19 protein-coding genes are annotated in these 20,836 nt (G+C 51.9%); 5 read left to right on the forward strand and 14 right to left on the reverse strand.

Annotated features, from left to right (window positions below; all coding sequences use genetic code 11):
* Positions 1-199 precede the first annotated feature (199 nt).
* The gene (locus tag QRD89_RS16555) at positions 200-817 is read left to right on the forward strand and encodes a hypothetical protein (RefSeq protein ID WP_286095835.1); all 618 of its coding nucleotides are present in this window, start codon (positions 200-202) and stop codon (positions 815-817) included.
* A gap of 13 nt (positions 818-830) precedes the next feature.
* The gene (locus tag QRD89_RS16560; protein ID WP_008632935.1) at positions 831-1,049 is read left to right on the forward strand and encodes a hypothetical protein; all 219 of its coding nucleotides are present in this window, start codon (positions 831-833) and stop codon (positions 1,047-1,049) included.
* Positions 1,050-1,143: 94 nt separating this feature from the next.
* Here QRD89_RS16560 and QRD89_RS16565 read toward each other — a convergent pair whose 3' ends face one another.
* The 5 genes from QRD89_RS16565 to QRD89_RS16585 all read right to left on the reverse strand — a co-directional run bounded on the left by QRD89_RS16565 (position 1,144) and on the right by QRD89_RS16585 (position 5,725).
* Entirely contained in the window at positions 1,144-2,040 is an 897-nt protein-coding gene (locus QRD89_RS16565; protein WP_286095836.1) for a DNA/RNA non-specific endonuclease, read from the reverse strand.
* Between the two features lie 459 nt (positions 2,041-2,499).
* Positions 2,500-4,158 (reverse strand): sodium:solute symporter family protein, encoded by a 1,659-nt coding sequence (locus tag QRD89_RS16570; protein WP_026577904.1) that lies wholly within the window; start codon positions 4,156-4,158, stop codon positions 2,500-2,502.
* Positions 4,159-4,173: 15 nt separating this feature from the next.
* On the reverse strand, positions 4,174-4,461 hold the full coding sequence (locus QRD89_RS16575; RefSeq protein ID WP_502875722.1) for a DUF4212 domain-containing protein: 288 nt from the start codon (positions 4,459-4,461) through the stop codon (positions 4,174-4,176).
* A gap of 29 nt (positions 4,462-4,490) precedes the next feature.
* Positions 4,491-4,676 (reverse strand): hypothetical protein, encoded by a 186-nt coding sequence (locus QRD89_RS16580; protein WP_008632508.1) that lies wholly within the window; start codon positions 4,674-4,676, stop codon positions 4,491-4,493.
* Positions 4,677-4,876: 200 nt separating this feature from the next.
* On the reverse strand, positions 4,877-5,725 hold the full coding sequence (locus QRD89_RS16585; RefSeq protein WP_286095838.1) for a peptidoglycan-binding protein: 849 nt from the start codon (positions 5,723-5,725) through the stop codon (positions 4,877-4,879).
* 124 nt (positions 5,726-5,849) lie between these two features.
* Between QRD89_RS16585 and QRD89_RS16590 the strand changes: the two genes are divergently transcribed.
* The gene (locus QRD89_RS16590; RefSeq protein ID WP_062514816.1) at positions 5,850-6,563 is read left to right on the forward strand and encodes a DsbA family oxidoreductase; all 714 of its coding nucleotides are present in this window, start codon (positions 5,850-5,852) and stop codon (positions 6,561-6,563) included.
* A 283-nt stretch (positions 6,564-6,846) separates the two neighbouring features.
* Here QRD89_RS16590 and QRD89_RS16595 read toward each other — a convergent pair whose 3' ends face one another.
* Together QRD89_RS16595 and QRD89_RS16600 are read right to left on the reverse strand one after the other, a co-directional pair.
* Entirely contained in the window at positions 6,847-7,299 is a 453-nt protein-coding gene (locus tag QRD89_RS16595; protein WP_026577901.1) for a hypothetical protein, read from the reverse strand.
* A gap of 2 nt (positions 7,300-7,301) precedes the next feature.
* The gene (locus QRD89_RS16600; protein WP_008632501.1) at positions 7,302-8,111 is read right to left on the reverse strand and encodes a DUF3100 domain-containing protein; all 810 of its coding nucleotides are present in this window, start codon (positions 8,109-8,111) and stop codon (positions 7,302-7,304) included.
* Between the two features lie 250 nt (positions 8,112-8,361).
* Between QRD89_RS16600 and QRD89_RS16605 the strand changes: the two genes are divergently transcribed.
* Positions 8,362-9,777: a hypothetical protein gene (locus QRD89_RS16605; RefSeq protein ID WP_502875723.1), complete on the forward strand. Its 1,416-nt coding sequence runs from the start codon at positions 8,362-8,364 to the stop codon at positions 9,775-9,777.
* Between the two features lie 127 nt (positions 9,778-9,904).
* Here the strand turns inward: QRD89_RS16605 and QRD89_RS16610 are convergent, their stop codons facing one another.
* The 6 genes from QRD89_RS16610 to QRD89_RS16635 are packed head-to-tail and all read right to left on the reverse strand — an operon-like array spanning position 9,905 to position 18,750.
* The gene (locus QRD89_RS16610; protein WP_286095840.1) at positions 9,905-11,860 is read right to left on the reverse strand and encodes a beta-galactosidase; all 1,956 of its coding nucleotides are present in this window, start codon (positions 11,858-11,860) and stop codon (positions 9,905-9,907) included.
* Positions 11,861-12,811: an aldose epimerase family protein gene (locus tag QRD89_RS16615; RefSeq protein WP_286095841.1), complete on the reverse strand. Its 951-nt coding sequence runs from the start codon at positions 12,809-12,811 to the stop codon at positions 11,861-11,863.
* Positions 12,812-12,824: 13 nt separating this feature from the next.
* Positions 12,825-14,336 (reverse strand): UDP-glucose--hexose-1-phosphate uridylyltransferase, encoded by a 1,512-nt coding sequence (gene galT, locus QRD89_RS16620; protein ID WP_062514822.1) that lies wholly within the window; start codon positions 14,334-14,336, stop codon positions 12,825-12,827.
* A 5-nt stretch (positions 14,337-14,341) separates the two neighbouring features.
* The gene (galE, locus tag QRD89_RS16625; protein ID WP_286095842.1) at positions 14,342-15,337 is read right to left on the reverse strand and encodes a UDP-glucose 4-epimerase GalE; all 996 of its coding nucleotides are present in this window, start codon (positions 15,335-15,337) and stop codon (positions 14,342-14,344) included.
* The gene (locus QRD89_RS16630; RefSeq protein WP_286095843.1) at positions 15,334-16,506 is read right to left on the reverse strand and encodes a galactokinase; all 1,173 of its coding nucleotides are present in this window, start codon (positions 16,504-16,506) and stop codon (positions 15,334-15,336) included. The genes galE and QRD89_RS16630 overlap by 4 nt, the downstream gene beginning before the upstream one ends.
* A gap of 18 nt (positions 16,507-16,524) precedes the next feature.
* Positions 16,525-18,750 (reverse strand): alpha-galactosidase, encoded by a 2,226-nt coding sequence (locus tag QRD89_RS16635; protein ID WP_286095844.1) that lies wholly within the window; start codon positions 18,748-18,750, stop codon positions 16,525-16,527.
* Between the two features lie 309 nt (positions 18,751-19,059).
* Between QRD89_RS16635 and QRD89_RS16640 the strand changes: the two genes are divergently transcribed.
* A complete protein-coding gene (locus QRD89_RS16640; RefSeq protein ID WP_286095845.1) occupies positions 19,060-20,271 on the forward strand; it encodes an ROK family transcriptional regulator in 1,212 nt (403 codons plus the stop codon).
* 145 nt (positions 20,272-20,416) lie between these two features.
* On the opposite strand, the gene QRD89_RS16645 is transcribed toward QRD89_RS16640, so the two are convergent.
* The gene (locus QRD89_RS16645; RefSeq protein ID WP_286095846.1) at positions 20,417-20,788 is read right to left on the reverse strand and encodes a hypothetical protein; all 372 of its coding nucleotides are present in this window, start codon (positions 20,786-20,788) and stop codon (positions 20,417-20,419) included.
* Between the last annotated feature and the right edge of the window lie 48 nt (positions 20,789-20,836).

A 20,836-nucleotide genomic window follows, 5' to 3' on the forward strand; every position in this document is an offset into this window, starting at 1 on the left:
TACAGAATATACTCGCTAAAATAAACATTTGATAGCTTCCGACAGCATCATTATAGTCCTGCATATAAGCCAGTGCTAATCTCTCATTATTTGCTTTATCTCTACCATTTCTCTAAGTCCCTGCTTTTGTCAGAGAATTTGTTCCTTCTATAGATTTTTGATAGAGTGGAATTCCAAATAACTACAGGAGGTGAACTTCTTGAAAAAAATAATCTTTATGACCATTCTCTTGCCTTTTCTATTAGTTGGATGCAGTAACAGTGATGCCGGATCCACCGATTCACAAACTGTGGAAGAGAACACAGAGAAAAAAGAAACCAATGATAAAGATAATGGAAAAGACAATCAACAAAATAAAGTAGTTGAAAACAGTCAAGGTACATTTGAAATGGTTGAATTAAAAAGAGATTTAGGTACATATGAATCTGGTCCTCTATCCATTAAAATTAATGATGTGAGTTTAGTAAGTGGTACATACACAGATGAAACAGTAATCAAAAACATCGGAAGAGAAGATGTGGAATATGTCGCCATTGGGACAAAAGTATCTACTTCCAATGAAGATATTTCATTCACCCGTGAACATTTATCATTAGCCACAAATACAGGAGAGGAAATAAGCTCTCCAAATGCTTTTATGAGTGATGGTCTAAACAAAGATGTACTCGGTGAAAATGAGTTAATTAGAGTCTTCACATTCTTCCTGGAAGAATCAGATGTTGATGATATTAATGAATTAACCCTCCATATCCAAGCTCCCCAAAATAGTGACGAAGAGCCCCTGGGAGAAGATATAGATGTGGATATTACTTTCTAAGTAGGTGAATGTCATGGAAGCCATCCTCTTTTATTCTGCCATTATCCTAATTCCTTCTTTTCTAATTTTTTTAGCTATAAAAAGGATTCGGAAGCAATTCAAGGACGTTTCGTCTTTTAAAGAGGAAACCCACAAGGATTACGCTAAAATAATGGAGCAAAATGAAAAAAGAATGGAATTACAAAATGAAATACTTAAGGAATTGAGAGAAATCAAAAACAAGCTTGGTTAAAAGAGTGCTTTACTTAATTGGACTCTCAAAGTCAAAAAGCCGGCTCCCTTGATATAAGAGGACCGGCTTTTAAATACTTACTATAATTTAATTATTATTCTCCAACCATCCCATCCCCATCATTATCTCTCATGTACGGATACAACCAATGATCGTCCGTGATCGGCATGCTGAAACCGGCGTCTTTCGCTTCTTGAATGGTTACTTGACCATTGCCGTTCGTATCAATGCTCGAAACATCCCCTTCTTCCATGGAACGAGAGCTGTCCTCCACATTCGAAGGTTCGCTGTCCCCTGTTAAACCCAACGACTCATTGACTTCATCCGGGTTGACATTCTCGAAAGTGTCTACAACCTCGCTGCCGTTTATCGTGTAAGTATATTGATACTCAGAAGGGATCTGCGTGTCCGTATCCGGGTACGAAATCACGGCTTCAAAGTTAGTTGCGCCTCCGGCTTTGCTTATCATATTCTCCATGTACGATTGATCGCCATGACGGTTCAGCGTACTTTCCTGAGGGGTAATATTATAAGCATTAGACACCCCTCCCAAAGAGTCAGCAATAACATGACCTTCATCTAACACATCACTTTCGACACCTGGTACTTTCGCTTCGTCCGAAAAGTATCTACCACTGGATAAGACAGGTTCTTTGTCATCATCCTGGAGAATAATTTCGTCCGCAACGACTCTTACTAATTGACCATGCTCATTCGTAAATGCCCAGTACTCTCTGTCACCAAACCCTATGTCTACGACAACGTTTGATTCCCTTTCCCCGCTTAGATCACCGCCGTCCACCTCAAGGAGTTCGTATCCTTCAAACGGTGCATCACTCGTTTCGGACGTATCTTGATCAACAACCGCCGAGGCCGTTTCTTCCTGCTGATCCGCCCCTTCCTCTTTCATAGATGTATCTTCAACATTTGCACATCCAGTGATAAAGAAAAACAGGAAAAGTATGATAAAAAACTTTGCTTTCTCTTTCATTTCAGACCCTCCTATTTAAGTTTTTTTGCAATAGACGCTCGTCCTTGTTAAACAAACAGCTGATTGCAGATTAGAAAACAAGATCAAGCGCTTATAAGACCTGTTTCCTTGTGCCCGTTCTTTTTACATTATGTATTCCTCTTACTAATCGAATGCCCCTTTTACATAGTGAACCCTAACATTAGAAAAAGCAACGTTCCCCATTTTCCTGCCAGCGATGCCCGTTCCATTAAACAGACGAACAACACGGCGCCGGCTGATAACTTCCAAGCACGAACATTCGAATTCACAGCACTCCTCTCATCCAGCCGGGGATTGGAGGGCAGGGCGGAGACTCCTGCCGGAACAGCGAGACTGGAGAGACCCCGGAAGAGCTCTGAGGAGGCTCGCCGGCAGCCCGTGCACCTCAAAAAGCCGGTTCCCTTTTCAGGAAACCGGCCGGCAAAAGACCTCCAGGGATCACTTCACATTTTTCATCCAAAACTCTCCATCTTTATATTCGATCTGCTCCGGATACCTAAGGTCCGTCACCTCATCCTGCGTCTCCTGGGACGGCGCTTTCGTCAGGAGCGATACCGTGATGTTGGCAACGATGGCAGCAATCGCCCCAAACACGCCCGCACCCGTATCGATGATCCCGAGAATCGTAAACCCACCGTACTTAGCAGCAAAGATGTAGCCGAGTGTGACAGATAAGCCGACGAGCATACCCGCGATGACGCCAGGTCCGTTCGAACGCCGCCACCAGACACCGAGCAGCAGTGCCGGGAAGAACGATCCCGAAGCGAGTGCAAACGCCCAGGCGACAATCTGCGTAATCGCACCAGGCGGATTGAGCGCAATCAGCCCCGCAGCAACGGTAGCAAGCACGATGGACAAACGCCCGACGAACAGGCGGCGCGCTTCCGAGGCCTTCGGATTGATGGAACGATAGTAGATGTCATGCGACAAGGCAGCCGAAATCGCGATCATCAGCCCGCCCGCCGTCGATAAGGCAGCAGCCATCGCACCGGCAGCCATGAGACCGATCACGAAGATACCCAGGTCGGCGATCTCCGGAGTCGCCATGACGACGATGTCATTGCTGATGACGAGTTCCGACCATTGCAGAATCCCGTCGCCGTTCGTATCGGCAAGCGACAACCTCCCCGTATCGACCCATGGCTGTGTCCACGCCGGCAGGTTGTTAAGGGAAGAGCCGGCGACCTCGGTCATCAGGATGAACCGGGAGAAAGCCGCATAAGCAGGGGCAGACAAATAAAGAAGACCGATGAACAACAGCGCCCACGCCCCGCTCCAGCGGGCAGCCTTCATCGTCGCTACAGTATAGAAACGGACGATGACGTGTGGAAGCCCGGCCGTCCCTGCCATCAATGTGAACATGAGAGCGAGGAACTGCCATTTCGTCGCCTCTGTAAACGGCACGATATATTCCGAGATACCGAGCTGCTGGTCGAGGGTCCGCATCTCTTCGATGACGCCTCCATAAGACAACCACGGCAGCGGATTCTGAGTCAGCTGCAGCGACATGAAGATGACCGGGATCAAATAGGCAACAATGAGCACCAAATATTGAGCGACCTGGGTCCAGGTGATGCCTTTCATTCCACCGAGCGCCGAGTAAAAGGCGATAAGCACGACCCCGATCAGCGTACCGATGACCGTGTTCACCTCAAGCAGACGCCCGATGACGACACCGGACCCGGACAGCTGGCCGATCGAGTAGGTAAAGCTGATAATGATCGTCGCAACCGCTGCAATCAGGCGGGCCGCATTGCTTTTATAACGGTCGCCGATGAATTCCGGCACCGTGTAACGCCCGTACTTCCTGAGCTGCGGTGCGAGCAGGAAGGTGAGCAGCAGATACCCGCCTGTCCAGCCCATGATATAAGCAAGTCCGTCATAGCCGAGAATCATGACCGTCCCCGCCATACCGATGAAGGAGGCGGCGCTCATCCAGTCTGCGCCGATCGCCATTCCGTTGAAAACAGGCGGCACCCCTCTTCCCGCTACATAGAAATCCGACGTCTGTCTGGCCTTGTTATAGAGGGCGATTCCTATGTATAAGGCGAAGGTCCCTCCGATCAGTGCGAGTGAAACGAGAAATTGTGCATCCATGTTCTTCCCCCTATCCTATTGGTTTGCGGCTTTATCTTTTTCTTCTACTGGATGCTCGGTCAAGCCGAATTTCTTATCTACGGCATCACTGATTGCGGCATTGAAGAAAAGCAGGAGGATGAAGACGAGCACTGCCCCCTGACTCCCCATGTAGTAGGGCAATGGGATCCCCATTATTTCAATCGACGAGAGACGTTCTGCAAAGAGGACAATGACAAACGAAGCGAGGACTCCGACCGCCAGGTAGATGCCGATCAAAGTCGTCCGAAGACGAAAGTACGCCTTCGCCCGTGCTGGATCCATTTTCTTCACTGTAATCCTTCCCTTCGGTTTCATCCCCTCAGGTCGAAGATGAATTGAATTGTTTCCCAAAACGGCATAGGCACCTGGATGATTTTGATAAGAGCAGTGGCGAGAACCCCGGCAAGCGGCAGCAAAAGGAATATCGGACGCTTTCTGCGGAGAGCGAGAACGACAGAAAGGATCGTCAGCAAACCGAGTACGATAGGAATGAGCATGGCACACCTCCTTTGTATACGCTTCCAATTATGCGTACATAAATAATTAGAAAATACTGAATATTACAACTGTCATTATTATAGACCTTGGAATTATTGTCAACCGATGGAAAAACATATCGTAAAATCAAGGACAATGACACGGGACATTTTACCCCTGTAAAAGATAAAAGCCCCCGGGTCCGGGAGCTTTTTCTCGATTACTTACCAAAAAGATGACGCCACGTCTTAGGGCCGACCATTCCATCCACTTCCAGGCCGTGCTGCTCCTGATAAGTCTTCACGCCTTCCTTTGTTTTCGGACCGAAGGAACCGTCCACAGAGACGCCTATCCTTCTCTGCACCTCACCGACGGCCAAACCTCGTGCCCCCTGTTTCAGGACGCCCGTGTACGTACGCATCTTCAAGCGGGTGCGGGTCTTCGGACCATAGCTACCGTCCACGGCAAGCTCCTCTTTTTCCTGAAACATCTTCACTGCCTGCATCGTGGCAGGTCCAAAACGTCCGTCCACCCCTGAGGGACCAAGCGGATAGCCGAGATCCGCAAGCTGCTTTTGAAGTATGCGTACAGCAGGTCCACTGCTTCCGGCCTTAAGCACTACTGCCCATTTCTCTGCCTCCATCCATTCCAGATGGGCATAATCCTTGAATGATTTCCAGTCCCCACCCCACGAGAATCCAAGCCCTTTGGCAAGCGCAGCGACCCGTCTCCAACGGCTGTCGACGACCCAGAGCGCTTCGTTTCCTTCGGGTGAAACGAGGAAGAAGTCGACCGCCCTTCCGAAATGATGGTTGCTTTCCCCCGGCTCGGCGTAGGTGACGATTCGTCCTGCACTGCCGTAATGAACGCCGTTCCAATGATACCCCGGCCTCCCCTGCCCGTAGATCGCTGCCTGCTGGGTATGGGAACGATAGCCGGAGGACATTTGGACAGCTATTCCTTCCTCATAGGCTGCATCAATCAATTCGATCACTTTCTTCTTTACTTCCATATGAACCTCGCCGATTCGTTCCAAACTGCGCTTCTTTAACGTTTCTACACTTATCATGGCTAATCCCCTCCCACTTTTACAATCGAAAAGAGACCCTTCCATGGTGTCTAAACAGATGGCTCGCAATCGAAGCAGGAATCATCGTAGAATAGAAACGTAATCTAATGAAGAGGTGACGACAATGAAAATAGAAGTATGGTCCGATTTCGTCTGTCCGTTCTGCTATATCGGCAAACGCCGTCTGGAAGCAGCGCTTGAGCAGTTCCCGGGACAAGACGTAGACGTGGAATATAAGAGTTTCGAGCTTGATCCGAATGCACAGAAGAACACCGGTAAATCTGTTGTAGAAGGCCTTGCTGCGAAATACGGCCGCAGCCTGGAGGAAGCAAAAGGCATGACCGACAACATGACCGAGCAGGCGAAAACGGTCGGTCTCGATTTCCGCTTCGATACGATGAAACCGACGAACACGTTCGACGCTCACCGTGTCGCTCAGCTCGCTAATGAAAAAGGAGTCGGCAAAGCCTATACCGAGCGTTTCCTTCATGCCGTCTTCACGGAGTCCAAAGACGTGGGCGACTACGACACGATCGTCGCACTTGCAACGGAAGCAGGTCTGGATGAAGCAGATGTGAAGGGTGTGCTTAATGGAAACGGCTATACGGAAGCCGTCCGCGCCCAGGAAGCTGAAGCGCAGCAGATCGGCGTCCAAGGCGTACCGTTCTTCGTCATCAACCGTAAGTATGCCGTGTCCGGCGCCCAGCCGACGGAAGTATTTGTCCAGGGGCTGGAGAAAGCGTTCGCCGAAGAAAAGCCGGTATTCGAGGATCTATCCCAGGACCAAGGCGCCGTCTGCACCGACGACGGCTGTGAGGTACCGGGAAATAAGGAATAATAATAAGAAAAAGCGCGGGACCCGTTTGGTTCCCGCGCTTTTTTTGTATGTAATAAAATAAATATTCGATCCGCGTGCGCCAGGCTGAAGGGAGTTCCTATCCGGCAAAGGGCGTAGGGAAAGGAGGGACTCCGATGGGATCAGCGGAACAGGTGAGACCCGAAGAGCAACGCGATGAGGAGGCTCACCGGCCGCCCCACGGAAAGCCTCTCCTTTCCCGGAGCCCGCTCCCCCTAATAGGATTATTGGACCTCGGATTACAAGCTGCTGGTACCCAATCGTATTAAATAATTCCCTGGATGCGGAGCGTGATTTCCGCGATTAACGCTGAGCCGAGGAACGTCCCGAACATGACGAAGACGGCGACGACGATCGAGCGCCAGCCGAGCTTCGCGAAGTCGGCCCACGAACGGCCGATCGCGATCCCGGCATAGGCAAGGATCGGTGTCGTCAACGCGAGCAGGTTGACTTCATTCGTCGCAGCGACGATGTAATCCGATCCCGGCATCCACGGCATCGAGAACAACACGCCGACAATGGCAACATAAGCGACGCTCGGAATGCTTCCAGGGAGTACTTTCCCCAGAAGCAGACCGATCAGGCAGATGATGACGAGAATGACCATTCCGGGAAGGGCTTCGACGATACCGACATCATAACCGATCCTGTTCCCGAGCAGGGAAACGATACCGAAAATTACGAGCAGGAGCACCCACTCTTGAATCGTTTTCAACATAATCAGACCTCCTCCGTTTTCTTCGTTGTTTTCTTCTCCCGGGTGAGCAGTTGGTACATCTTCTCTGTGAGCGGGAGTCCGATGAAGATACTCATATAAAGGCCTGTCGAAAGAGAAAGGAGGTTACTCGCACCGGCAAACGCGAGGATGTCCGATTCCATAGACGGAAAGGCGGCGACGAGAGAGCCGCTGGCCGCAGCCATCATGCTTCCACTCCCGATTCCAGATGCCATCGCGAACGACAGCGGGCTGAGTGGTGTGATGGTCGCGAGAAAACCGGAGATCAATCCCATGAATACCGCGCCGAAGACGGTACCGAATATGTAAATGGCCATGACTCCCCGTCCTTCCGGTGAATGGAAGCCGTATTTATCCATGATCAGTCCGACGTTCGGCTCCCGCGCGACCGAGTGCGTCATACCGATCGCTTCCCGTTTCAACCCTAGCAGGACAGCGACCGGGAGTGCGATGAAGATTGTGCCGAGATTTCCGAACTCCTGAAGCAGCAGGGCAGGGCCTGCGGCGATGATCTCCGGCAGCGACGGACCGATGACGACACCTATTTTCGCAATGAGGAGCGTTACACCGAGAATGATAAGCGGTTCGGCGTTTTTCGCCTGTTTTTCCTTAATGAGCGGTGTGAAGAATAAAGCAAGACCGATGATAATGGCATAAAGCATAGGCAGGAGCAGGACGACGCCCGGCCCGACCGTAAAGGAATGGGTTCCGATGAATTCCGTAAGTACGACGATGATCAGTACGATGGCATGAAGGCGCCAGTCTTTCCAAATGTTAGTCAGCTTCTGTTCCAAGACATATCCCCCTAGATGATGTTTTCTCTCCGGCTGCTCCTTTCTCGAATAATACTAATAATTATAATTATCTAAACAATCAAATCAAGGGCAGATTTTGACATGATTCGATACAGGTGGCGTCTGGACGCGGACCACCCCTCCAAGAAAAAAATTCTCCGATCGTTCCCGCCGTGCCCGTCACTCCTTCAGACCCCGGTGAATAGCCTATAGTGTCTACGCGTGTCGTAGAAAGAAAGGAGGCACTATGGTGGAACTAACCCTGTCTCATTGGATCTATGGTTTGTTCACCTTCCTCATCATCGTTACGATGATTTTCAGAAAAGGAGTCGTCCTTCCGACGCTGCTCGGAACGTTCCTCGTCGCGTGGGTCTTCCACGGCAGCATCGTCAGCGGCTTCATCGGCGTGTTCCAGGCCAACCTGGTCGCGGCCAGAGAACTGTTCAACATCTTCTTGATCATTACCTTCATGGTCGCCCTGCTTCGGTCACTCCGGGATCTCGGCGCCGATACGAAAATGATTCAACCGATAGAAAAGGTGATGGTCAACAGCCATCTCTCCTTCTTCGTCCTGCTTGCCGTCACCTATATCGTCTCCCTGTTCTTCTGGCCGACACCGGCCGTGCCGCTCATCTGTGCCCTGCTCGTTCCAGCGGCCATCCGCACCGGACTGCCGGCGATGACAGCCGCGGTCGTCGTCGCCATCGCCGGGCAGGGGATGGCACTTTCCTCGGATTACATCATCCAGGTCGCACCGGGACTGTCTGCGAAGTCCGCCGGTGTGGAAACTGCTGCGGTCATGGATCAAGCGATGATTCTTTCGCTCATTACCGGATCCGTCGCCATCAGTCTCGTCTACCTCCTCCATCGGAAATCGTTCCGTACAAAAGGAGACCCGGAAAACAGCCGGGAGCTTGCTGCCATGCAGGGGACAGACGATATAAATGGGACAGACGCGCATCCGTTCTTCAGCAGACTTTTCGCCATTCTCGTCCCACTCGCTATGCTGGCGATCATGATCTACATGGTCACTACGAAGGTGACTTCCGACGGAATGGGCGGGTTTGAAGGAGGAACCGGTGCTGCCTTTATCGGGGGTGTCGCCGTCCTGCTTCTTCTGCTTTCTGCGACCGCCCACGGAAAACTGCGGGCGCTTGATGATGTCAGCAAACACTTGACCGAAGGCTTCGTTTTCGCTTTCCGGGCGATGGGACCGGTCATTCCGATTGCCGGATTCTTCTTTCTCGGAAGTGCGGATTTCGCTAAAGATATCCTGGTCCTGTCCGCCGATTCCGCCCCGTCGCTGTTGTTCGACCTTGTCCAGTCGATCCAGCAGTTCCTGCCGGAGAGCGCCGTTTGGACTGCATTCTCGATTCTTCTGATCGGGATCATCACAGGGCTCGACGGTTCCGGATTCTCCGGCCTCCCTCTGACCGGTGCATTATCGGCGTCGCTTGCGAACGGTCAGATCGATGTCGAAACGCTTGCTGCCATCGGACAGATGGGATCGATCTGGACGGGAGGAGGAACGATCATCGCCTGGTCGTCCTTGATTGCGATTGCCGGTTTCTGCGGCGTGCCCGTGATGGAACTCGTCCGGAAGAACTTCTTCCCCGTCCTCCTCGGCCTGATCGCATCCACTACCCTGGCCATCTTCCTGTTTTAAGGAGATAGTCTGCCCCATTTCCCTCCGCCCTCCGCCATACAACAGCTCCATTCTCCTTAAGTGCAGGCCCCTTCCAACCATAAACAAAAAAAGACCGAACGCAGCAGAGGCGTTCGGTCTTTTTCTTCTACTCTTGTTTGATGATCCGACTTTCGTATGGAGCGAGCTCCACATCCTCGAAGGAGCGGACTTCTTCGCCGTGGTTCATGACGAACAGGAAGCTTCCCTCTTCGCTTGTGCGGCGGTATACTTCTACATCCTCTTCCGACTCTACGTGGAAGATTCCGTGCTTCTCTATAATCGGCTGGACAAGCTCTTTCAGCGTATCTGCATCGAGACCGCCGCCGATGTAGTAGACATCTCCACTTCCGTAGCGGTTCCGCGTTACCGCAGCAAACTGCTTGTAGAACGTGTCGGTGTAACGGAACAGGACTTCCGCTTCTTCCGCAACGAGCAGGTCGCGCCAAACGGATACATAAGCGGCGGCACCTTCCCATTCTTCTTCCCCGCGGATAGCGAGACGATGTTCTTTTGTGAGTGATTCAATCTCCTCGACTCTTGCACCGACGAGCTTACTGACAGGCCCCGGAAGGGTTTCTCCAAGACGGATGTTGTTGTCTTTGTCCTTCAGTCCCGTACGATAGGAGAAAATGACCGTTCCGCCTCTGTCTGCGAATGCATGAAGCCGGTCCGCGAGCCCCTGTTCCATCATCTGCATAACAGGTACGACGACGACTTTGTAACCGCTGAAGTCCCGACCGGCAGGAATGACGTCGATCGCCGTGTTCCACTGATAGAACGGACGATAGAGTCGCAGCAGCTCTTCATTGAAATCGAAGTCTTTACTCTGAATCTGCGCACGCCACGACCAAATATTATCGTAATCATACAGAACCGCTACGTCCGCTTCAATCTTCGCATCCAACAGTCGAGAATGATCTTTGATCGATGAAAACAGCGATTGGACTTCCTTATACTTCCGTCCGTAAACGTTATCATGATCGACGACACCGAAGCAGAACTGCTCGGCTCCCTTCGTCATCCCGCGCCAGCGGAAGTAGAGCATATTGGAACAGCCGTGGGCGAAGGCTTGATACGACCACATCTTCGCCTGGTCCGGCCGTGGCAGATAGCCGATGACGTCGTGCCCCTGCGCGCCCATCAGTTCCTCCACGATCCAATAGTTCTGATCGAGCAGCCCCCGGTTGAAATCATGGGTCATCGCGATGGATTCCCGCGGTACCGGCTTCTCAAGGCCGCCCCACACCGGGTAGTTATCATAAGAAACGAAGTCCATCGGCTCGACGTTTTCTTCATGGTCGAACGATTTATTGAAGAAACCTCCCGACACGTTCGTCGTCACCGTCTGATGCCCGCCTTTACACTCTCTTACAATCTCCGTCATCTCATGAGTGAAGCTGTTGATGGAGTAAGAACGGAACCGCGCCCACTCCAGCTTCAAACTTGGATTATGTGTGGTGATCGTCGGCTTTGGATGAGGAATTTCCGAGAAGTCGTTGTACGTCTGTCCCCAGAAAATCGTCCCCCACGTCTCATTCAATTCCTCAATGGAAGCATATTTCTTTTCCAAATACTTTTGAAATGCCTGGTGGCATTGATCGCAATAGCAGAGGTCGCTGCCTTCGTGACCGATCTCATTATCGATCTGCCAGGAGATGATCGCCTCTTCATCCTTGTAATGGGCGACGAGTTCCCTTGTGATCCTCGCCGCATATTCCTTGTATTTATCAGAATTGAAGCAGTACTGCCGGCGGCCTCCGAAGACACGCGTCTGTCCCTGTTCATCCTCTGACAGGATAGACGGATGTTTCTTCGCAAGCCAGGCCGGAAACGTCGCTGTCGGCGTGCCGAACATGACGGACAGCCCCGCTTCCTTCAACTTCTTCATAACCCCGTCGAAATAGGAGAAGTCGAATCTTCCCTCTTCCGGTTCCATCCTATGCCAGGCGAATTCACCGATCCGGACGATATTCGCACCCAGCCCTTTTATTCCATTGATGTCTTCATCGATCATTTCCTCCGGCCAATGCTCCGGATAATAATCGACTCCCAAATATGTCATCTAACGCTCCCCCGTTTCTATCGTCAATGTCCATTTATATGTTCCTTTTGGAGGAATGTAGGAAGCCTTCCCGATCTTGTCCGCCACGTACACGTCATCGTAGACGCCTGTGCACGGCTCAAGCGCGACGTTATGCTCCCCGCGGTAGCCGCCGCGTGTCTTCCAGATGCCGAGATAAGGCACCATCTCCTCCGGAAAATCATACGTCAGCTTCCTGCCGAGCTCCGGCTGGGAAAGCGTGCACCACCCTTTTTGCAGCGGTTCAGTGAAATAGAACTTCTCCATCGTTCCTTCCTCGAGAGGTTCAAGCTTCGAGAGATCGATCTTCTCCCCGGTAGACAAGGATGTCGTAACCGGATAATCATGGACCGTCCCCCAATCCCCGAGATGCTTCGTACCTTTCTCCACATTCATCACCTTATCGGCGCCCTCCGGAACTTCGATCTCCGTATGCTCGTTGTAATTAAGCAGCGCATGCGGCGTCCAGATGAACGGAAACGGCTCATCGCCGTAGTTTTTCGCTTCATAGGACGTTACGACGACGTTCTTATACAGCCCGACTTTTTTCTTCAAACGATACGGAAACACCGGACTGTCTACATACATCTCGATACAGCCGTTGTTCTCTTTGTACTCCCAGGGAAGTGCCCACACTTCCCCGTGATCCGGCACTTCTTCCCACGACAGCGGATGCGGACCGCGGTCGATTCCCGGAAACATTTCATCGAATCCGCTGGAGTCATACTTGGAGAAATCCGCTCCATAAGGCGGGACCGTCAAATGCTTATCCTTCGCCTGATAGAGCCACTCATGATTGATTTCCTTATCATACAGACTCACCATTTTCCCGCCGTAAGCCGGCAGGATGGCACAGCGTACGTAGGAATTCTCCAACACCACGGCCTCGAGCCCTTTGTACTTCTTCTTATGATAAGTCGATACATCGATCATGTTCTCTTCCTCCTTATACGATTTGTTTGATGAACCGGCGGAACGCCTTCTGGCCGGCCTCATCTCTTTTGAACACACCGGCATGCTCAAGTACTTCCGAGAAGCGTCTGCCGATTTCCTGCTCGATCTGCGACCACAGTGCCTCCCTGGACGACCTGTCCCAATCGATGCCGAGTGCCCACGGGACATGCTTCGCCGTCGCCTCTTCCTTGGCAGCATCCTGCAGACGGCTCTCCATGATTGCATCTGCCAATTTCTCCATTTCCTCTACGAGACGGCCGGGCAGCACTGCAAGCCCCATCACTTCGATCAAGCCGATATTCTCCTTCTTAATATGATGCACCTCTTCATGCGGATGAAAAATACCCAGCGGGTGCTCTTCACTCGTACGATTGTTCCGCAAGACAAGGTCGAGCTCATACTGACCATCCCGGTACCTTGCAATCGGCGTGACCGTATTGTGCGGCTCCCCCGCCGTTTCTGCATAAATACCCGCTTCCTCATCGGAATAAGCACGCCACGATTGTAAAATCACTTCCCCGAGTTCTGATACCCGGTGCCGGTCCGCTCCCTTCACACGAAGCACCGACATCGGCCAGCGTACGATCGACACCTCCACATCTGAAAAGCGTGGCAGGCGATAGCTTTCCTGTTCCTCGGCTTTCGCCATCGGGAATTCATGGTGCCCGCCCTGGAAGTGGTCATGGCTCAGAATGGAACCACCCACAATCGGCAGGTCCGCATTCGATCCGACGAAATAATGTGGCAGCTGATCCGTGAAATCCAGCAGACGATCGAAGCCCTCCTTCGATATCTTCATCGGCCGGTGGTCACGCGAGAGGACGATGGCATGCTCGTTGTAATACACATACGGCGAATACTGCAGGAACCAATGCTCTCCTTCCAGATCGATCGGAATGATGCGGTGGTTATCGCGCGCCGGATGATCGAGCCTTCCTGCATAGCCGACGTTCTCCTTACACAACAGACAGGATGGGTACGCTTCCGACGGCGGTGCAGCTTTTGCCGCCGCAATCGCCTTCGGATCCTTCTCCGGCTTCGACAGGTTGATCGTTATTTCCAAGTTCCCGTACTCCGTCGCGCTGTACCAGTGTTTGTTCTTTGCAATCCGGTCCGTACGTATATAGTGGGCATCCTGAGACAACTGATAAAAATAATCCGTTGCCGCTTCCGGACCCTCTTTCTCGAATTTGTGATAGAAATCCCGGATGACCTCCGACGGCCGCGGCATGAGACAGTCCATCAGCTTCGTATCAAAAAGATCACGGTCTGTCGTCGTATCCTCTTCCAGAACCCCGCGTGCCGCTGCATCGTCCAACAGACGCTCCAGCACCGGCACCGGACTCTCCAACGCTACTGCGTCGTTGATACGAACCGGCCCTTTCCCTGTAAGTTCCATGACACGGAACAGCTGGTTCCTGACGTAATCGACATCCCAGACAGAAATCATCTTTTTGTTCAAACCGAACTGAATCAGACGTTCGATATCTTCGTAGACAGCCATTTGCTTCACTCCTTCCCGCCGTAACCGTTTGGATGCTGCTGGAACCAATTCCAGGCGGTTTGGATCATCGTTTCAAGACCGGCATACTTCGGTATCCAGCCGAGCTCTTCCATCGCTTTTTCGGAAGATGCGACGAGCTGAGCCGGATCACCCGCTCTTCTCGGTGCCACTTCGGCAGGAATCGGATGCCCCGTCACTCTGCGGGCAGCGTCGACGACTTCCTTCACACTGAAGCCGTTCCCGTTGCCAAGGTTGTAGGTCGCACTTTCTCCTGATTTTTCAAGCTTCGCCAGTGCCAGCAGGTGGGCATCGACAAGGTCGTTGACATGAATGTAGTCTCGGATACATGTGCCGTCCGGTGTGTCATAATCATCCCCGAACATCATGATTTTCTCCCTCTTCCCTTGGGCGACCTGCAGAATGATCGGAATCAAATGGGACTCCGGCCGGTGATCTTCCCCGATCCTTCCATCCGGATCCGCACCGGCAACATTGAAGTAACGGAGGACGACATGCTTGATGCCGTGTGCTTCTTCCGTCCAGCGCAGCATCTTCTCAATGGCGAGCTTCGTTTCGCCGTATGGATTAGTCGGAACTGTCCGGTCCGTCTCCTGGATCGGCACCTGTTCCGGTTCCCCGTAGACGGCAGCCGTCGAAGAAAAGACGATCTTATCGACGCCGTGCTTCGCCATGATCTTCAGGAGAGCGACGGCTCCGTAGACGTTGTTATCGTAATACTTCAATGGATCTTCCACACTTTCACCGACGAGGGAATCAGCGGCAAAATGAATCACCGCCGCAATCTCATTCTCCTGAAAAACACGGTCGAGAAATGCTTCATCTCTCAAATCCCCGTTGTAAAAGTCCGCTCCTTCCAGAATGGCCGGCTCATGCCCCTTCTGGAGGTTGTCTGCGACAACCACCTTTTCTTTCCTGTCCAACAGCTCCGCCACCGCGTGGCTGCCGATATATCCTGCTCCTCCACATACGAGAATGGTCATATTCTTTCCTCCTCCATACGTTTCGCTCCATCTCCGATTTCCACCACGTAGAAATCTGCTTCTAGATCGACCGCCTTTTTGTATCGATCTCCGACATTCGTAAGGAAGGAATCAACGTCATCCTTCTTCACGATACTGATCGTACAGCCGCCGAAACCTGCACCGGTCATGCGGGATCCGACTGCCCCTTCCGCCCAGGCCGCTTCGACAAGGGCATCGAGCTCGCGACCCGTCACTTCATAATCATCGCGCAGGGAGCGGTGCGAGTCATTCATCAGCGCACCGAAACCCTCGATGTCCCCCTGATCAAGCAGATCGACCGCCTTGATGGTACGACGGTTTTCATAAACGGCATGCTTTGCGCGCTTCTGTACGACGGGATCGTCTATCAGATGTTTGTGCGCTTCGAATGCCTCCTCTGTCAAATCTCCTAAGCTGTGAATCTTAAGCTCTGTCTGCAAGGCTGCAAGAGCTGTCTCGCATTGCGAGCGGCGTTCATTATATTTGGAGTCTGCAAGTCCTCGGCGCTTGTTCGTATTAGCAATAATCAGCGCGTGAGAATCAAGCTCTACCGGAGTGTAGCGGTAGTCGAGCGTATTACAATTCAATAGAACCGCATGGTCCCGTTTTCCCATACCGATGGCGAACTGATCCATGAGGCCGCAGTTGACGCCGACGAATTCGTTCTCCGCCTCCTGCGCAAGCTTCACCATCTCCACTCTGTCCACCGACCAATCGCTCGTCTCCTCAAGCACTGTCCCCATGACAAGCTCGATCGAAGCGGACGAAGAAAGCCCTGCCCCGTTCGGGATATTTCCGAAAAAGGCAATATCAAAGCCGGAAGAAACCGCATAGCCGTGCTTCTTGAAGGCAGCGATGACTCCCTTCGGATAATTGGCCCAGTCGTGCTTTTCCTCATATGTTAATTCTTCTATATCAGCATCGATGATTCCTTTTTCCGGGAAATTCATCGAATAAAACCGAAGTTTCGTATCTTCTCGTTTTCTCGCGACAGCGTATGTCCCGACACTCAGGGCGCATGGAAAGACGTGCCCTCCGTTGTAATCCGTATGTTCTCCGATCAAATTGACCCGGCCCGGTGCGAAGAACAGCAATGCCCCCTGGTCCCCGCCGAACTTCTCTGCGAACGCATCTCGTAATTGTTTCATTCTGACTCCTTCTCCCTTCTATTCTTCTACCTTTTCGATTAAAAACAGCTGGGACTGAAAATCTCCGGCCCGCTCTGCCTGCGGTGCATTCGCCCCGTTGAACTCGACGGGAAGCGGAAGGCCGCGGTACATGCATTCATCCCCGTAATAAACCGTATCCTGCCCTGTGACTCTATAAGCTGCGTCCGGATCGAGTCCGGTAAGCTTCAAAACCTGATCCTGCTTCGGATTCGGGTGATACGTCTGGCGATACCAGCCGGCAAGCGCCTTCGTACCATCCTCCGACACGACGATCCAGGCGGTTTCTTCTCCATCAAACGGGCTGAGCAGCCGGTGAAAGGTGCCAGTCTGAATCAAGCGGCGGACGTTCTGGAACTCTTTGATCTGGCGGCGGACTTCCAACTTCTCTTCTTCGGTCAAACCGGACGGATCGAGCTCATATCCGAACGTTCCGAAAACCGCGACATCGTTGCGGAACTTCATCGGTGTCTCGCGCGACGTCTGGTGGTTCGGTACAGCAGATATATGCGATCCGATGCTTGACAGCGGATAAGCAATGGAGGTGCCGTACTGGATCTTCAGACGCTCGGCAGCATCGGTGTCATCACTAGCCCACGCCTGCGGGGCATAATACAGAAGGCCGGCATCGAAACGTCCCCCGCCTCCGGCACATGATTCGAACAAAACGTCCGGATGTGCCGACGTCAAGCGCTCATACAAATCATAGACTCCAAGAATATAGCGGTGGAAGAACTCCCCCTGATGCTCGAGATGCGGGGAGAACGGTTCTGTGATGTTCCGGTTCATATCCCATTTGATGTAGTCGAGCTTCGTTTCCTTGATGATGCTGTCCATCCTGCTGAACAAGTAGTCGACGACCTCCGGATTGGCATAATCCAGCACCTTCTGGTTCCGTTCCAGCGTCTGGTGGCGTCCAGGTACACCGACGACCCATTCCGGATGTTCCTTGATCAAGTCACTGACAGGGCTGACCATCTCCGGTTCAAACCACAAACCGAACTGCAGCCCTTTCGCCTTCACCTGCTTCGCTAATGCACCGATTCCGTTCGGCAGCTTGGCTTCATCAACGAACCAATCACCGAGCGATGTCGTATCATCGTTCCGCTTCCCGAACCAACCGTCATCGAGGACAAACAATTCAATGCCGAGATCTTTCGCTTCCTCTGCAAAAGCGTCAAGCTTCGCTTCATCGAAGTCGAAGTAAGTCGCCTCCCAGTTGTTAATGAGGATCGGACGTTCTTTTTCGAGCCATCTCGGTGCGATTAAATGACCATGATGAAGCGCATGCAGCGCCTGACTCATCCCGTTCATTCCGTTTTCTGAATAGACGAGAACCGCTTCCGGCGCCTGGAACGAGGCTCCGCTTTCCAGATGCCACGTGAATGTGTCCGGGTTGATTCCCATCGACACCCGCGTCCGGTCGTAATGATCGACTTCCACTTCCCCGAGGAAATTGCCGCTGTATACGAACTGACACCCGAGTACTTCGCCGACAAACTCGGTCGCTCCCTTTCTTTTCAACGCGAGAAAAGGGTTATGCTGATGCGAACTCGCTCCGCGGCTCGTGCCGATCGACTGGATACCAGGACGGAGCGGACGTTCTTCGATATGACGCTCGCGCGACCAGGCTCCTGCCAAATGGACCATGTCATACGCGCTGTCCGGAAGATCGACGGTCAGGGACATCAGCCGCTCCACCTTCACCTTCTCTGTTCCATCGTTTCGGAGGATACTGCTCCTTGAAAGGACGGGATGGTCCCGGAAGATTGTATAGGAAAGGTCCCATTCTACACCGGATGGTTCATCTTTAAGCGTGATCGTCAGCGTCTCCGCTTCTTCCTCCTCCGCGAATGTCGCAGGAAGTCCCGGCAGCTTCGCTTTGCCTTTTTCCAGGTGGTAACGGTCAAATCGGAAATCAGAAACGTACGAGCCGTCGGCTGCTTCCAGCTTCACCGCCGGCTCTCGAAAATCTCCTTTCCCATAAGCTGTCGCTTCGTGAAGGATCGTTTCCATTGAGAATCCGAGCTCTCCTTCATAGACGTGCGTACTGGACGGTGCGACCGTCTCATAATCCTGAAACCTCGCAAATCCGGATCGATCCCGAATGGCTTTGCCGTAATACAAATGTCCAAGCTGTCCGTTCCGCATGACATGAAAGATATAGCTGATCTTTCCGTTTGTCAGATGGAACTGTTTCTCCGCTTCGTGTATATGAATCAACACTGTTCACCAACCCTTTCCTATGTCTTCCGTCTATAGAAACGCTTACATTTCAGCGTTTTGACTTTGTTAATTAATTTAATTTATGTAAATAGTAACACAGCTTCCTAGCTTTGTCTGCTATCCTTTCGTAAATTTTTTAAATATTCTTATGCAACGGCCTTATGTCCTATCACCAAGGCGTTTAAGACGTTAAAATATGTCCATCTTTCCCGATCCCTCAAACAGGACTTTCTTCACAACTTAATAAAATTAATTAAAAAAGTGGAATTTGTGGTATGCTAAACGAAGAATGAATAGTGGAGGAATCCTATGAATACCAACTATACAAGGGGCAGCTTCCAGTTGATGAAATCGATCAACCGCTCGATCATTTTGAACATGATCCGTGAGCACGGCCCCATTTCAAGAGCTGATATTGCAAAACAGACACGCCTCACTCCCCCGACGGTCAGCAACATCGTCAAAGAGCTGATTCAGACGAAATTCGTCATCGAAACGACGCAGGGAGAGTCCAAAGGCGGGCGCAAACCGACGCTGCTCGCTATCAATGCCGACCAGTTCTATATTCTCGGCGTCGATGTCGGTACGAATCAGATGAAATTCGTCGTCACGAACCTGTTCGGTGAGCTGAAGCGTGATTTCCAACTCGCGATACCGCTGAATCCGTCCAAGGAAGATATTATCTCGACGATGAAGAGCGGCATCCGTGAGCTGTTGACCTGCGGCGATGGAGATGAACACAAGTTTCTCGGTATCGGCATCGGTATGCACGGAATCGTCGATCCGGAAGAGGGGACATCCCTATTCGCCCCCTCCTTCCAGCTATATGATATCCCGATCAAGGAAGAGTTGGAGAAGGAATTCAACATGATCGTCAAAGTCGAGAACGACGCCCATACGATGACGCTCGGGGAGTATTGGTTCGGAAACGGAAACGATGCCGATAACCTCGTCGGCATTAATGTAGGAAACGGAATCGGTGCCGGGATCATGATCAACGGCAAACTATTCCACGGGGAAAACCACCTGGCAGGAGAAATCGGCCACGTCACTATTGATCTATCCGGAACGAAGTGCCCGTGCGGCAACTACGGCTGCCTTCAGACATTCGCGGCCGGACCCGCCATCGCTGACCGGGCACGGAAGGAACTGAAAACAGGCAAGCCTTCCTTGATCACCGAACTGGTCGACCATGACCTCGAAAAAGTGGATGGTGCGACCGTCCACAAAGCGGCACTGCAAGGCGACGCCTTCAGTATCCAGCTGTTGAACCAAACAGGCCGCTACTTAGGCATCGGCCTCGCCAATTTGATACACACGCTGAACCCGAAACGGATCATCGTCGGCGGCGGTGTTGCGAGATCGGGTGACTTTTTATTAGAGGGTCTTCGTGAGACGATCCAGTCGCGCGGCTTGACGACAAAGGCGAAAGAAACGGAAATCGTGCTCTCGAAGCTCGGAGCCAACGCCTCCGCCATCGGTGCCTGTGTCCTCGTGTTAGAAGAATTCTTCTCCCGATAAATCAGGACCGATTAACAGGAGATAAAGGAAATACGAAGAATGTCAGGGGTTTGATGTCCGGTTACGGAGTCCGTCCGCTCCTTCCTTATAAATACTCCTTCAACAAACTGAAAAGGAAACCAGCAGACGCTGGTTTCCTTTTTAATTATCCGTTATTCGCAAATTGGAGGACCATGCCCTCCAGGACGTCGAGATTTCTCGCCTGGAACCGGATCCCCTTGTAATCGAAAACGACGATTTGTTTGTCTTCCACATTCAACGTTTCCTTATACTCATTGTCCTCCGTCAACGGCTGGTAGGTGACTTCGGCCTGCACGCTCTTCCGGGCAAGGAACACTGTCATCCCGTTCAGCCGGGAGCGCACCTTCTCCTCCGGCGGGTCCCCCTCATAGAAGTAGACGAAGTGCAAAGCATTGGTCACAGGCATTTTGAACTCATCAATCGACCGCTGTGTCGCGCTTTCCATACATCCCGTAAGCAGAACGATCCCCAACAACAGCCAGACACGCGTTCTCACTCAGACATTCCTCCAGAAAAGATAGCTTATACCATCTTATGCCGGGCG

It is taken from the genome of Halobacillus sp. ACCC02827 (assembly GCF_030291935.1).
Lineage (GTDB): Bacteria > Bacillota > Bacilli > Bacillales > Halobacillaceae > Halobacillus.

Excerpts from the sequence above, each read along its gene's own strand:
- QRD89_RS16560 (WP_008632935.1), top strand. The coding sequence starts at position 831 with ATGGAAGCCATCCTCTTTTATTCTGCCATTATCCTAATTCCTTCTTTT.
- QRD89_RS16565 (WP_286095836.1), bottom strand. The coding sequence starts at position 2,040 with ATGAAAGAGAAAGCAAAGTTTTTTATCATACTTTTCCTGTTTTTCTTT.
- QRD89_RS16570 (WP_026577904.1), bottom strand. The coding sequence starts at position 4,158 with ATGGATGCACAATTTCTCGTTTCACTCGCACTGATCGGAGGGACCTTC.
- QRD89_RS16575 (WP_502875722.1), bottom strand. The coding sequence starts at position 4,461 with ATGGATCCAGCACGGGCGAAGGCGTACTTTCGTCTTCGGACGACTTTG.
- QRD89_RS16580 (WP_008632508.1), bottom strand. The coding sequence starts at position 4,676 with ATGCTCATTCCTATCGTACTCGGTTTGCTGACGATCCTTTCTGTCGTT.
- QRD89_RS16585 (WP_286095838.1), bottom strand. The coding sequence starts at position 5,725 with ATGATAAGTGTAGAAACGTTAAAGAAGCGCAGTTTGGAACGAATCGGC.
- QRD89_RS16590 (WP_062514816.1), top strand. The coding sequence starts at position 5,850 with ATGAAAATAGAAGTATGGTCCGATTTCGTCTGTCCGTTCTGCTATATC.
- QRD89_RS16595 (WP_026577901.1), bottom strand. The coding sequence starts at position 7,299 with ATGTTGAAAACGATTCAAGAGTGGGTGCTCCTGCTCGTAATTTTCGGT.
- QRD89_RS16610 (WP_286095840.1), bottom strand. The coding sequence starts at position 11,860 with ATGACATATTTGGGAGTCGATTATTATCCGGAGCATTGGCCGGAGGAA.
- QRD89_RS16615 (WP_286095841.1), bottom strand. The coding sequence starts at position 12,811 with ATGATCGATGTATCGACTTATCATAAGAAGAAGTACAAAGGGCTCGAG.
- galT (WP_062514822.1), bottom strand. The coding sequence starts at position 14,336 with ATGGCTGTCTACGAAGATATCGAACGTCTGATTCAGTTCGGTTTGAAC.
- galE (WP_286095842.1), bottom strand. The coding sequence starts at position 15,337 with ATGACCATTCTCGTATGTGGAGGAGCAGGATATATCGGCAGCCACGCG.
- QRD89_RS16630 (WP_286095843.1), bottom strand. The coding sequence starts at position 16,506 with ATGAAACAATTACGAGATGCGTTCGCAGAGAAGTTCGGCGGGGACCAG.
- QRD89_RS16640 (WP_286095845.1), top strand. The coding sequence starts at position 19,060 with ATGAATACCAACTATACAAGGGGCAGCTTCCAGTTGATGAAATCGATC.